Raw genomic sequence first — 11,360 nt, 5'->3', positions numbered from 1 at the left:
CGGCACCGTCCTCGTCCGTGTCTCCCATTACCTCACTCCTGCGCAGGCTGCCGCGTACAAGGCAGCAGTCGACAAACTCAGTTGAGCCACGCTCCGAAGGAACGGAAAAAGTAGATGGGTGTGGTCCCTCTGAAGGGAAAGTGAAGAAGGACAGGAACCGCGGGCTTGTGGGTAGGGGTCCACCTCGGCATGCAAGATCGATACCTCTATCTCGCTCGTGACAGTGAAGCCACGCCTGACGAAGGCGAGCTCACAGAGGCTGGCCGACGGCAGGCAGAGCTGCTTGGCGGAGCGCCTGGGCTGCGTACCGCTGACGGCATCCACCACGGTCCGCTGCCCCGCGCTGCACAGATGGCCCGGCTGATAGAAGTAGTGGAGGCGACCATCGATTCCGGCTACGCCTTCCATACGCTGCCCGCAGCCTGGGACGAGGTACTGGGACGCTTCGACGCGGGCGCGATGCGTTTTGTGGAGGCTCCGGTACTGATCCTCAACGGTGAAAAGGACACCGTCTTCCGGGCCGGCGAGGCGGACTTCTCCCGCGCGCATCCCCACGCTCGGGTCGAGCTGATCCCGAGAGCAAGACATCTCGCGAACTTCGACGACCCAGACGCCTTCACTGATGCCGTCCGCCGCTTCGCCCGCCAGCTAAGGAAGGGGCGAGGTCGGTGCCCCGGCGGGAGCGCAGGACCAAGCGGTGAGTGTCCCAGGACAACAGTGCACGCCAGCCGTCCTTCTCCAGACTCTGATCTGTCTCATGAGACATGACGCTGGTTGAACCCGACTCGGGAGGGATGGATCCTTCACCCTCAGGGCTTGGGCCCTCGTTGGACGTCAAGGTCGGAGCGAATGGACTCGGTGCGCCCAACTCGATAGATCTGTCGCAAGCGCGACGCCTGATTGGAAGTACCGAGGTAAGGATCAATCCGCTGATCTGTGGTTTTTGAGTTGGTTGGCGTTGAAGCGCATCTTCTTCTGACGATTCCCGCACGTGTTCATGTCACACCATTTGCGGGTACGACTTTGGCTGGTGTCGAAGAAGGCGGCCTGGCAGCTTGGTGATGCACACAAGGCCAATCTTCCGTCTCGTTCGCCTGCGATGATGCTGATCGCGTCGGCGGCGATCACGCTGAGGGCATCTTCCACGCAGGAAGCCGTGCTGAGCCGCCATTGCCGCTTACCTCCGGGAGTCAGGATCGCTGCGGCCCGACCCTGAGTGCTGCAGTCGTTGATGACTTGGACAGCAGAGGCAGGGAGAGCGTTCTGGATCGCGGTCGCTGTCGCGGCGGCGTGGATCGACTCCCTCAGTTCCCTGGCGAGGTCGAGCTGGGCAGGCGTGCAGGAGTCCACGGCGAGGCCGTTCACCGCCAGCCAGTCGACGAGTCGGTGTGGCGTCGGAATGCGCTCCACAGGGTTGCCGTGACGCTCCGACAGAGTCCCCGTGAAGCTGGTCGCCAGCACGTTGCCGAGACGGAAGTCGGGGAAGGCAGCACACATGGAACCACCTTAGCTGGTTGCAACGTGACTCGGAAAACTGCTAGAACCATCTTAGACGGTTCCGCGATGGCCAGGAGGTCTCATGCCCCGTCCAACCGGCGACGTGCACGCATTTGAAGCCCACGCGACTGACGCTGACCTCGACGATCTGCGCGCGCGGCTGGCCGCGGCGCGACTACCGGAGGCCGAGACGGTCCATCGCGCCGCGCCCGACCCGCGCCGATGGGATCAGGGCGTTCCTCTCGCCGACCTCGTCGATGTCGTGAACTACTGGCGCACCGGGTACAACTGGCGGTCGTTCGAGAAGCGTCTTGACCGGACCGGTCAGTTCCGCACGACTATTGATGATCTGGGAATCCACTTCCTGCACCGCCGATCTGCGCGCGCAGATGCCACTCCTCTGATCTTGACGCACGGCTGGCCAGACAGTATTGCTCGGTTCATCGATGTAGTAGACGAGCTGGCCGATCCGAAAGATGCAGACGCGCCAGCGTTCCACGTCGTGGTTCCGTCGCTACCCGGCTTTGGATACAGCGACAAGCCGGCCACCACCGGGTGGGGAACCGAAAAGATCGCGGCCGCATGGGTGGAACTGATGGCAAGGCTCGGCTACAGCAAGTTCGCAGCCCACGGCGGCGACTGGGGAGGCAACATCACCACGGTTCTCGGCGGCAGGTTCCCGGCGCAGGTGCTCGGCATCCACACAACGTTCGCGGAGGGACCGCCCGGGTTGAAAACAGACGGGCTGACGGCGGTCGAGCGCAAGTGGACCGAGGAAACCCGTGATTTCTGGCGCCACCGCGCGGCGTACGCGAAGCAGCAGGCGACCCGGCCGCAGACCATCGGCTACTCGCTCGTCGACTCACCGGTCGGGCTTCTTGCCTGGATCCTTGACAAGTTCGCCGAGTGGTCAGATACCGAAGACAGCCCGTTCGAGACGATTTCCAGAGACCGCGTTCTTGACAACGTCACCCTGTATTGGCTGACGCGGACCGGCGCATCGTCGGCCCGCATTTACTATGAAAGTCACAACTCGCTGGACCCCGAACTCCGGGTGGACGTCCCGTCGGCAATCAGTATGTATCCCCGCGACGTCGAGAAGTGTCCGCGCCCCTGGGCTCAGGAGCGGTTCCGACAGATCGTCCGATGGAGGTCGCCCGAAACCGGCGGACATTTTCCGTCGCTGGAGGTTCCCGAGTACTTCGTCAAAGACCTGCAAGAGGGCCTGGCGGCAGTGCTGGCTGCGAATCGGTGAACGTTGGCTGGTCGTTGGCACTCGGTCACCGGCTGAACCGGCATGGATCGGGGGTTGTGGCGAGACGCCGGGCTATCACCCAGATGAGACGACTTCAGGTGTCTGGAGAACCGTCCCCTTTGTGCTCCGCCGCCCAGCCCGAGAGCAGGTCGAGGTCGGATACGGGAGCGGCGAGCATCGGCTCCGGCAGCGTCCAGGTCATGAGCCATGCCTTCCACAGCTGCTAGACCGTGTGCTCTGACGCGTGGAACAGGTGGCCCTGGAGCGTTCACGGGAGTGCGCCGCGATCCAGACGAGCGCCGAGGTGCGGATGGCGCGGGCCGCCAGGACGTTTCAGGGTTCGTCCGGCTCGTCCGGCTGAATGTCCTTGCCCGCAGAAGCAGATACATCCTGTTAACCACACCTGATGCACGTCACGTTCGTGGACACCCGCCGCCGCGAGCGGCCGGTCCAGCCGTGATACGGGACGACTGGGTGGTGAAGGAGTCCGCCCGCTAACGCTTCAGCGCGTGCGGGCACAGAAGCATGGATCGCTGCTGTCGGCGGGTGACGGTGCCGTCGCTCGGGACTACTGCACGGCGAGCCTCCCGCGCTGCGGCCTGCGGGCGCTCGCTGAACGAGTGACCCGCCAGGGATCTCGTAGGGTGGCGGTGGTCCCCCGCCGGCCCGGATGAGGGCATGAAGGGGACCCCAGCGCCGGCCAGTGAGGGGAGGGCCTGAGCGACGCACGGCTGCCCCACTTCGGTCTGCGGCCCAGCGAACTACCGGCACCGAGCTGAGACACCGCGTGCCTGGGGAGGGCGGATGGGGTTCACCGCGGTCCACGCCGACTGGGGGCGGCTGGATGCCTCGCTGGACGATCTTGGGTGTGGCCGTGCCTGGGAGGACGTCCATCGGGTCGAGGGGCTGCACCTGGCGTGCCCGGAGTGTGGGGGCCGGATGTTCGCCCGGGTCTCCTCCCGCCGGGCCCGGCACTTCTACCACCAGGAGCGGCCGCCCGAGTGCGAGCCAGCGAACGAGTCCCCCGAACACCACCTGCTGAAGCTGGAGCTGGCCATGGCCGCCCGGGCGGCCGGTTTCAGGGCAGAGCTCGAGGTCAGCAGCGAGACGGGGAACTGGCGTGCCGAAGTGCTGGTCTTCGATGAGCAGCGCCGTGCGTTCATGGCCCTGGAAGCGCAGCTGTCGCCGATGACGCCGGAGGATGCGCGGATGCGGACGAACCGCTATGCGCGCGACGGTGTCGGGGTGTGCTGGGTGGGGCTGCAGGGGCGGCCGTGGCAACGGGCGGTGCCCTCGCTGCGGGTGGAGTACCCCGAAGAGCGCGGGGCCGGCTGGACGGTGCGGCACGGCCTGGCGCGCTACACGTGGGTCCCGCGCACGCTGGCTGGGAAGGCGGGCTGGACCCACATCACCTGCCCGCTCGACGATGCGATCCGGTGGATCCTCCAGGGGCGTGTACACCCCCACACCGGGCCGGGCGGCACGGTGTGGTGGACGGCGCCCGCGTACGCGGAACTGGCGGCCGCCCGCACCCGGCTGGAGGCGGATGCCGTTGCCGCCGCGCGTGCCCGGGCCGCTGGGCAGGCCCGCCGGTCTGCCGCCGCGCATGCCGCTGCCGCCGAACGGCGTCTGCAGGAGGCCCTGCTGCAGGCACAGGACCGGCGGGCCGAGCAGGAACGTCTGGCCGCCTTCCTCGAACACGCCGGCAAAGACGCCCAGCTGTGGCCCGCATTTGTGCAGCTCGTCCGCACCGTCTCCGGCAAGACGGTCGAGTACGGCGGCCAGAGTCCCGCGCACGGCAACGGCCTGCTTGTCTACAGCAGGCCCCACCCGAGCCGGGAGTTCCGGCTCGCCGGTGTGGTGTGCCCCGATCCTCAAGCACTCGCCCGGTGGCCGGCCGAGCTGACGATCCTGGTCCCCGGCCAGACCTGGCTCGCCCGCATCCAGGCCGCCACCCGCACCCCGCTGAAAGTCGCAGTGCTGAACCCGACCACCAAGCACTGCACCTTCCTGCGCATCCGACCCCGGCCCCCCGATCCTCCACCACCGCCATGGTCTGGGCACAGCGGATGAGCATGGTCGGCCCGTTGGATCCCTCCGCGGCGGAAAGAATGTCGCCGGGGAGGGAAAGCGATGGTGGACGACGACGATGTCCGGTGTCCGCCCTACGGCCGCCGGGGCGAGGCGGCTCGTCGTGGAACGCGAGCACCGCACGGCGCCGCTCCGGCGCACCCACGTGCCGCCGGGCGCGCCGCCCGCACCCCGCCCCCGAGCGCAGACAGGAGACAGCACGTGACCGCCATACCCCAGGGCCGCGACTGGACCCGGATGAAGCGCGCTGACTTCGACGACTGCGCCCCGCTCAACCTGGTCGACGCGGCGGTGTGCCGACCGGTGCCCGCCGTGCCCGACGAGTGCGGGACTCAACCACTGTTCGGGAAGGACCCCAATCCCCCGCGTCCCCGCCGCCCCCGCACGCCGGCCCAGGCACCCACCGAGGACTCCGAGAACACGGACACCTTGTTCTAAGACGTCATCTGATTTGGGCTAGTCGGCGGTAGCAGATGAGAGTGCAGGCGATGCTGGTGAAGGCCATGAAGTGCTCGGCCTTGCGCTCGTAGCGGCGGTGCAGTCGGCGGCATCCGGCGAGCCAGGACATGGTGCGTTCTGGCGGCTGTACGACTGCGCACCGGAGCTGGCGCCGATGCTGAGCCGGCTGATACACGGCGCAAGCCCGATCGCAGCGGCCAGCCCCGCAGACAGGAGGAGCAGGGTTCCACTGCTACGCCTGCGGGGCCGGTGCATGACTCACGTACCCCGCAGTGCGTCCGATAAGCCCGATCTCTCCCAACCGTCACAAGGGAACGGCTTTTTCACGCCAGTGGGCCCGGCCGTAGCGGCCGGGCCCACTCATTGCTCGCGCGTGGCGCCCTACTCCTCGCGCCGGGTGTCTTTCGTCTACCAGCGGTACCAGCGGCCCTTGCGGCCGCCGCTGTCCGCGGAACGGACGACGAAGCCCAGCAGCCACACGATGAGCACGATCACCGCGATCCACCACAGTGCCTTCAGGGCGAAGCCCGCGCCGAAGAGGATCAGAGCCAGCAGAAGAACCAGAAGCAGGGGAACCATCGTTATCAACCTCCTGACCACCGCATGCCCTTACATCACACCTACAAGCACATAGAATGCGTGTTTCTTTGAGGGAGTCAGGGGCATATGCGCGTCGCCGTGCATGGTTCCCCCAGTCCAGCTCTGGGACATCAGGCGCGTTCATGTCGGGGCCGGAGCTACTGCTGCCAGGCGGCGGCGTTCTGGTCGAAGTCCTCCTTGTAGGCGCGGCGCTGGGTGAGGTCGGATTCGGTCAACTGCGGGTGTACCGGCGGCTGCTGGGGAGCGGCCCACAGTTGGATCAGGTGGCGTTCGCCGCGGTCGCCGACGCCGGGCACGGGGTTGGGGGTGTGACAGTACAGGCGCATCCGGATCCACGCCGGCAAGTGGTCGGTGGGCAGTTGGAGCAGGCCGTCTTCGGGTTCGGCTTCCTCGAAGTCTCCGCTGCCCATGATGTAGATGACGGGGGTGTCCTCGCTGGCGTGCAGGCTCATCTCTTCCGCGGGTCCCCAGGCTGGGCCGGTCTCGGGTGGGGGCGGCTCGTCGTGGATCTGGACGGTGATGGTGATGGTGCCGGTATCGGTGTCGGTGAGGATGTGCGCCGTGTCAGCGGCGTTGGGTCCGCACCGCCAGCCGTATGGCCACTCGGGCGGCCATGCGTAGTCCTCGCCGAGCGCGAGGAGGTAGCCGTATTCGCCGGTCTCCGGCGTCAGGGTGGTCTCAGCGATGATCACCGTGGTCTCCTCGCACGAAAGAGGCACCCCCCGGCTCGCGGGGGTGCCCCATGTTGCCGTTCGACTCAGCGTGTCAGGCCGTCAGGCGACGACGTAGAACGGGTCGTGGTCCATGACGTGCGTCGGCCGGCGCCAGTTCGTGATCCGGGCGCCCTGGGTGTTGTTCTCGTTCGGGCTCACCCACGTCGTCTCGCGCTGTGCGGCGGGCAGTTACTTGCCGCCTTCGTAGGTCGAGGCGAGCGGGTACTCGTCGCAGTACGTACGCCCCACCCGCTTCATGTCCGGCGGCGCTGCGCGGCCCCCGCAGACTGCCCGCCGGTTGTGGTTCGAGAAATAGCAGCGGCGGCGGCCTGCGCTCGTGAGGGCGGGGGCGTGGCCCTGACATATGCGGATCAGCCGGTCTTGTCAGTGAGCCGGTGGGGTGAGGGTGGTGCGGTCGAACGGGCCGCCATGCGAGGCGGCGTAGGTGACGGCGTCGTTGACGGCGTCGAGGCCGAACGACCGGACCCGTTCGGCGGCGAGGTCCAGGCGGCCGGAGGCGAGGAGCCGGATGATGCCGACGTTCGCTGTACGCGGGTACATCCACTGGCCGCGCACAGTGATCGAGTTACGCATGATCCATGGGTACGGGAGGGCGAGGTCGTCGCCACCGAGCATGCCGACGCCGCCCATGAGGACGACGCGGCCGTATTCGCGCACGGTCATGGCTGCCGTGCGCGCTGCCGAGCTGGGAGCGCTCGGCGGTAGCAGGTCGATCACCATGTCGATCGGGCCGTCGGCCGCCGCGGACATCGCCGCGCGGTCGCCGGCATCGTCCCCGGTGAGCGGGACCGGGCGCACGAGCGGACCGAACCGGTCGGCGAGGAGGTCGAGCACGGCCTGGTTGCGGCCCGGGGCGACCACGCGGCCCGCCCCCATGGCGAGCGCGACCGCAACCGCACTGCTGCCGAGGTTGCCGGTGGCCCCGTTGACGAGCAGCGTCTCACCGGCTGCGAGCCCGCCGGCCAGCAGCCCGCCGTAAGGGATGACGTGCACGCCGAGCGCGGCCCAGCGGGCCGGGTCGTCCCCCGCCGCTGCGGGGAGCGGGAAGACGTTCTCCGTCGGGACCCGCATGAGCTCGGCGAACGATCCGTCGTGCAGGTACCGGGCGAGGCGCGCGCCGCCCTCGCCGCGGGAACTCCAGCCCTGGAGCGTGATGTCGGGCGTCAGGGCGTCATCCCGCGAGCGCACCGTCGAGTCGCACCACACCAGGTCGCCGGGGCGCAGCCGGGTGGCGTCCGGGCCCACGCGGACGACCCGTCCCACGCCGCCGATGCCGGGCACGACGGGAGGGACCAGGGGATAGTTCCGCTCGCCGCTGAAGACCTCAGCCGCATAGGGCGCCACGCTGGCGGCGAGGACCTCGACCACCACCTCGCCGCCGCCGGCCTGGGGGTCGGGCACCTCCCGCACCGTGAGCGGGGCACCGAACTGCGTCAGAACTGCTGCTCGCACGTGATGACCTCCATGTTCGTCCGTGTTCGTCGGGATCGACACTAGGAACCCGGCGAGCATGCGGGAAGCGACGATCGAGCATCCGTGGTATGCGTATGCCGCATGGACATCTCCAGCACAGGCCTACGGGTCCTGCGGCAGATCGCCGAGTCCGGCAGCTTCACCGCAGCGGCCACCCGGCTCGGCTACACCCAGTCGGCGGTCTCACGCCAGGCCGCCGCCCTCGAACGAAGCGCGGGCACCGCCCTGTTCGAACGCCGCCCCGACGGAGTGCGGCTCACCCCCGCGGGTCTGACCCTGCTGCGTCACGCTCGCACGGTCCTGGACTGCCTGACGGAAGCTGAGCGCGACCTCACCGGCACCGTCCCGCGGACCGAACTCGTGCGGCTCGGACTGTTCCTGAGCGCGGGCGCGGCCATCCTGCCTCGCTCACTCACCCGCCTCGCGGCGACCGACCCGCAGATCACGGTCACGACTATTGAGGGCACCACGCCCTCCCTGATCCGGGCACTGCGCGCGGGTTCGACCGACCTCGCCGTACTCACCTCCCGGCCGCCCCACCGGCCTTTGGACGGCGAGTCGCCGCGCCTGCACACCGAGACCGTTACGGACACCGAACTGGTCGTGGCGGTGCCTTCGACCGGAGAGTTCGCCGGCCGCACCGCGGTGCACGTCGACGAACTGATCGACGCCCCGTGGATTGCCGCCCCGGCGACGAACGCCGAGCCACTGCTTGGCGTCTGGCCTGGCCTGCCCGGACGGCCGGACATCGTCCACTGCGCGCGCGACTGGCTGACGAAGCTTCAGCTGGTCGCCGGTGGCTTCGGGGTGACAACGGTGCCCTCGCGGCTCTCGCCGGTGCTGCCGCCCGGGGTGAGCCTGCTGCACGTCGAAGGCGCACCTCCCGAGATCCGCCGGGTTCTCGTGGCGCGGCTCCCCGGCCGCGCCACCCCGGCGATCACGGCCGTCACCCGGGCAATTGCCTCGACCACCTGATGCGTGCCGCCGGCCGTCAGATTCGGTGCCGTAGCTCGCAGGGGGCGCGCACCATCACGTGTACCTCACCAATAGCCAGGGCCCTTTCAGCAGGAGCACCCCGCTGCTGGCCTCGGGCCAGTCGGCTCACCAGTGCCAGCCGCGCCGGGGGCCTCGCTGTGACATCCAGATGCCGGCTCACTGCCGGCGCTGGTCGCTCTCGCCGCCCGGCAAGATTCGGCGAAGAAGCAGCACGCCACCGGCGTGACCAGCGGTGATTTTGCAGGGGCGTCACCCGTGTGGGTGGGTCCAGGGTCGTACGGCTGCGCGGGGTGAAGCCCCGAGAGGACGATCGACGACCGTGGCCCGTACCCCCTTGGACCTGGACGACCTGGTCCTGGCTTCTTCGAGCTGCCGGTCGACGCGGAGCCGCTCCAGGGTGCCCACCAGCCGCATCAGGGTCGGGCAGAACGAGTACGGCGTGCTGCGACCACTCGAGCATGAGGGCGGCTATCTGGGCGACCCGGGCGGCGTGAACCGCCGCGAGCGCGAGGACGAGCCGTGCCGCCGGGGTGGTGGCCGCGGCGACAGAGCGCTCGACCTGCCAGGGGCCCACATCACGCGCGTCCCGGCCGAGGCCGGCAGAGCGGACCGAAGACGTCGCGTCGTCCAGGTGGAGTAACCCGCAGCGGACATCCGCGCCCCGCTGAAAGGGGGACGGATGTCCGGGACCGGGCGTGGCCGCGGGCTGGAGCATCACCTCCCAAGGAGGCTGGGCGACCGCGCATCCCGCGCCTCGACGCTCCCCGCGCCGAAAGGAAACCGCTATGCCCAACCGAGCCGCCCTCCTCCAGCAGGCCGCCTGTTGCCTCGGCGGAGCCGCCGTCGTCCTTGTCGGTCCGTACGCTTGCGTGGCGTCGGCATCCGGCCACCACGGCGGCGACGTGCGCGTGACGTGCAGCACGGCCGCCCTGATCTCCGCGATCCAGACCGCGAACACCCGCAACGACAGCAGGCTGAGCCTGGCCTCGCGCTGCACCTACCATCTGACCACCGCCTACGTCGGCCAGGACGGTCTGCCGGCCGTCACCAGTCGGATCAGCATCCTGGGCAACGACGCCATCATCCAGCGCGACCCGTCGGCGTCCGGCCCGTTCCGGATCCTCGACGTCGCCGCGGGCGGGGACCTGAAGGTGCAGAACCTGACCGTCAAGGGCGGGAAGATCACCGGGCAGCCGGAGCTCGGCGCGGGGATCCGCGTCCAGTCCGGTGGCCGTCTGACGCTGGAGCACAGCCGGGTGAGCGAGAACTCCTCCGATCGCAACGGTGGCGGGGTGGGGGTGCTCGGTACCGCCACCATCAGCGACTCCGAACTGGTGGCCAACACCGCCACGTTCGGTGCCGGGCTGGTTCAGTTCGGCAGCACGGCCAAGACCACGATCAGCAAGTCCGTGATCCGGTTCAACGTGGCGAGCTTCGACGGTGGAGGCCTGGAGTTCGGCCAGGGCAAGGCCGTCGTCCGGGACAGCCAGGTCGATGACAACGTCGCGACGTCTGGTGACGGCGGTGGTGGCATCTACAACGACGCCGACCTGCAGATCCTCGGCTCGACCGTCGACCGCAACACCGCGGGCCTCATCCGGACGGGAGCGGAGGCATCTACAACGACGGTCCGCTGCTCCCGAAGGACACGTCGATCGGCAACAACACGGTCACCGGGGGCGCGGCCAAGGCCGGGGGTGTCTACAACCTGGGAGGTGCGGTCACCGCGTCGAACGTGCGGATCGCCGGAAACTCCGCCACCGTCGCTCCGGGCGGTGTGTGGACCGACACCCAGTGGACAGCCAGGCGTCTGCTGATCACGAACAACACGCCAACCAACTGCCAGGGCAGCCCCGTCATCCCTCCGGGCTGCATGAACTGACCGGCCTCCGGGCCGGGTGTCTGTGGGTGGGTGAGCTGTTGTCATGAGGCGAGAGACTGACGGGCGGGTTCGCTGTCGTGGGGCTTTACGTGAGGTCCTGCGGGGAGCCCGCCGGCAAATGCCGTGCCCTCGGTCGGGGGGACGTCTGACGCACAGCAGCCCGGCAACCGTGCCGGGACACCTTCACGGACTCCAGCGGCATCAACATCCTCCTCGTCGCCCACCGCGCCCTGAGCGAGGCCGGCGGCTGGCTACGCCTGGCCGCTATCGGCGACTCCGTCATGCGCACCATCAGCCTCGAGGGCGTCGACGCCATCATCGACTACCGCGAAACCACCGCCAGGCCCTCGCCAACCTACCGACGACCGGCCCC

Annotated in this window: 12 protein-coding genes and 1 pseudogene; 7 read left to right on the top strand and 6 right to left on the bottom strand. The window is 68.7% G+C overall.

The window, feature by feature from the left end; translation table 11 throughout:
• The first annotated feature begins 189 nt into the window (after window positions 1-189).
• Window positions 190-768 carry a hypothetical protein gene (locus ABVB68_RS33920; protein ID WP_353605041.1) on the top strand — a complete coding sequence of 193 codons (579 nt, stop codon included), beginning with the start codon at window positions 190-192 and terminating at the stop codon, window positions 766-768.
• 153 nt (window positions 769-921) lie between these two features.
• Here the strand turns inward: ABVB68_RS33920 and ABVB68_RS33915 are convergent, their stop codons facing one another.
• The gene (locus tag ABVB68_RS33915) at window positions 922-1,497 is read right to left on the bottom strand and encodes a CGNR zinc finger domain-containing protein (RefSeq protein WP_353605040.1); all 576 of its coding nucleotides are present in this window, start codon (window positions 1,495-1,497) and stop codon (window positions 922-924) included.
• Between the two features lie 82 nt (window positions 1,498-1,579).
• On the opposite strand from ABVB68_RS33915, the gene ABVB68_RS33910 reads away from it, so the two are divergent.
• From ABVB68_RS33910 to ABVB68_RS33900, 3 genes are all read left to right on the top strand, one after another.
• Entirely contained in the window at window positions 1,580-2,752 is a 1,173-nt protein-coding gene (locus ABVB68_RS33910) for an epoxide hydrolase family protein (RefSeq protein WP_353605039.1), read from the top strand.
• 804 nt (window positions 2,753-3,556) lie between these two features.
• Entirely contained in the window at window positions 3,557-4,825 is a 1,269-nt protein-coding gene (locus tag ABVB68_RS33905; protein ID WP_353605038.1) for a competence protein CoiA family protein, read from the top strand.
• Window positions 4,826-5,044: 219 nt separating this feature from the next.
• Entirely contained in the window at window positions 5,045-5,281 is a 237-nt protein-coding gene (locus ABVB68_RS33900) for a hypothetical protein (protein WP_353605037.1), read from the top strand.
• Window positions 5,282-5,285: 4 nt separating this feature from the next.
• Here the strand turns inward: ABVB68_RS33900 and ABVB68_RS33895 are convergent.
• The 5 genes and pseudogenes from ABVB68_RS33895 to ABVB68_RS33880 form a co-directional block, all read right to left on the bottom strand.
• Window positions 5,286-5,420 (bottom strand): annotated as a pseudogene (locus ABVB68_RS33895) (IS5/IS1182 family transposase); the annotation flags it as partial.
• A gap of 290 nt (window positions 5,421-5,710) precedes the next feature.
• Window positions 5,711-5,881 (bottom strand): DUF5670 family protein, encoded by a 171-nt coding sequence (locus ABVB68_RS33890; protein ID WP_037661814.1) that lies wholly within the window; start codon window positions 5,879-5,881, stop codon window positions 5,711-5,713.
• A gap of 158 nt (window positions 5,882-6,039) precedes the next feature.
• Window positions 6,040-6,594 (bottom strand): hypothetical protein, encoded by a 555-nt coding sequence (locus ABVB68_RS33885; RefSeq protein ID WP_353605036.1) that lies wholly within the window; start codon window positions 6,592-6,594, stop codon window positions 6,040-6,042.
• Window positions 6,595-6,804: 210 nt separating this feature from the next.
• Window positions 6,805-6,981 carry a NucA/NucB deoxyribonuclease domain-containing protein gene (locus ABVB68_RS37095; protein WP_503006481.1) on the bottom strand — a complete coding sequence of 59 codons (177 nt, stop codon included), beginning with the start codon at window positions 6,979-6,981 and terminating at the stop codon, window positions 6,805-6,807.
• Between the two features lie 18 nt (window positions 6,982-6,999).
• Window positions 7,000-8,088: an alcohol dehydrogenase catalytic domain-containing protein gene (locus ABVB68_RS33880; RefSeq protein WP_353605035.1), complete on the bottom strand. Its 1,089-nt coding sequence runs from the start codon at window positions 8,086-8,088 to the stop codon at window positions 7,000-7,002.
• Window positions 8,089-8,190: 102 nt separating this feature from the next.
• On the opposite strand from ABVB68_RS33880, the gene ABVB68_RS33875 reads away from it, so the two are divergent.
• The 3 genes from ABVB68_RS33875 to ABVB68_RS33865 all read left to right on the top strand — a co-directional run bounded on the left by ABVB68_RS33875 (window position 8,191) and on the right by ABVB68_RS33865 (window position 10,922).
• The gene (locus tag ABVB68_RS33875) at window positions 8,191-9,084 is read left to right on the top strand and encodes a LysR family transcriptional regulator (protein WP_353605034.1); all 894 of its coding nucleotides are present in this window, start codon (window positions 8,191-8,193) and stop codon (window positions 9,082-9,084) included.
• A gap of 340 nt (window positions 9,085-9,424) precedes the next feature.
• A complete protein-coding gene (locus ABVB68_RS33870; protein WP_353605033.1) occupies window positions 9,425-9,745 on the top strand; it encodes a hypothetical protein in 321 nt (106 codons plus the stop codon).
• A gap of 145 nt (window positions 9,746-9,890) precedes the next feature.
• Window positions 9,891-10,922: a right-handed parallel beta-helix repeat-containing protein gene (locus tag ABVB68_RS33865; protein WP_353605032.1), complete on the top strand. Its 1,032-nt coding sequence runs from the start codon at window positions 9,891-9,893 to the stop codon at window positions 10,920-10,922.
• Window positions 10,923-11,360 lie beyond the last annotated feature (438 nt).

This window comes from Streptomyces sp. NPDC096012 (assembly GCF_040426375.1).
In the GTDB taxonomy this organism is placed as follows: Bacteria; Actinomycetota; Actinomycetes; order Streptomycetales; family Streptomycetaceae; genus Streptomyces.
The sequence above is the reverse complement of the archived record's forward strand: the minus strand, read 5'-3'. Positions and strand labels throughout refer to the sequence as shown.

Bases quoted from the DNA above. Each gene is read 5' to 3' on its own strand.
- ABVB68_RS33875 (WP_353605034.1), top strand. From the start codon at position 8,191: ATGGACATCTCCAGCACAGGCCTACGGGTCCTGCGGCAGATCGCCGAG.
- ABVB68_RS33865 (WP_353605032.1), top strand. From the start codon at position 9,891: ATGCCCAACCGAGCCGCCCTCCTCCAGCAGGCCGCCTGTTGCCTCGGC.
- ABVB68_RS33910 (WP_353605039.1), top strand. From the start codon at position 1,580: ATGCCCCGTCCAACCGGCGACGTGCACGCATTTGAAGCCCACGCGACT.
- ABVB68_RS33915 (WP_353605040.1), bottom strand. From the start codon at position 1,497: ATGTGTGCTGCCTTCCCCGACTTCCGTCTCGGCAACGTGCTGGCGACC.
- ABVB68_RS33890 (WP_037661814.1), bottom strand. From the start codon at position 5,881: ATGGTTCCCCTGCTTCTGGTTCTTCTGCTGGCTCTGATCCTCTTCGGC.
- ABVB68_RS33905 (WP_353605038.1), top strand. From the start codon at position 3,557: ATGGGGTTCACCGCGGTCCACGCCGACTGGGGGCGGCTGGATGCCTCG.
- ABVB68_RS33920 (WP_353605041.1), top strand. From the start codon at position 190: ATGCAAGATCGATACCTCTATCTCGCTCGTGACAGTGAAGCCACGCCT.